We start from the raw sequence: 793 nt of genomic DNA, 5'->3' as shown, positions 1-793 counted from the left end.
TTGCTCAATACGCCATTAGCTGCATCTGCTGTTACAGTGGTATTTTCATCAACACTATCAACATCAGCCACTAAGTCTGGGGCATCATTTTCAGCGCCAACATTAATGGTGAGGGTTGCCGTATCAGTTGCCGTGCCGTCAGTTACAGTATATTCAACAGTATCTACGCCATTAAAGTCCAATGGAGGCGTGTAGGAGTAACTGCCATCTGCGGCAATCACAATAGTGCCACCTTCCGTTGTGGTAAAGGTGCCTTCAATAACAGAAAGTGCGTCGCCATCTAGATCTGAATCATTGGCATCCAAATCAACAGTTGAATTAAAGACAACATCTTCTGCTATAAAGATTTCATCATCGACCGCGATAGGGCCGTCATTGGCGCCCACAATAGTAATGGTCACATCATGACTTGCAGTGCCATCGGCAGAGGTCACAGTAATCGTACGAGTAAGTGTTTCACCGGCTTTAAGTGATTGCACATCGCTGTGAGTGTTGTTTAGCTCATAACTCCAGTTACCGTCAACATCGATAGAGAAGGTACCGTAGTTACCATCAGCCACATCGTCTTGTACTTGGAATATGGCTTCGCTGGCATTACCTGTGCCATCGACATCAGACACGGTTAGCGTGCCAGAGACTGTTTCAAACGTGTTGTTATCCGCATCGGTTGCACCATCTTCAGTGACCGTACCTGCGTCAGAATCGCCATTACCTACATCAACGGTGATATCCGCTGGGTCATTAGCGCCCACAATAGTAATGGTCACATCATGACTTGCAGTGCCATCGGCAG

General features: G+C 46.9%; 1 protein-coding gene. It reads right to left on the bottom strand.

The window, feature by feature from the left end; translation table 11 throughout:
* Positions 1-793, bottom strand: a 793-nt coding sequence (locus Q4546_RS19145) for a VCBS domain-containing protein (RefSeq protein ID WP_303446856.1), incomplete at both ends; no start/stop codon positions are given.

Source organism: Shewanella sp. 4_MG-2023 (genome assembly GCF_030548015.1).
GTDB lineage: Bacteria > Pseudomonadota > Gammaproteobacteria > Enterobacterales > Shewanellaceae > Shewanella.
The sequence above is the reverse complement of the archived record's forward strand: the minus strand, read 5'-3'. Positions and strand labels throughout refer to the sequence as shown.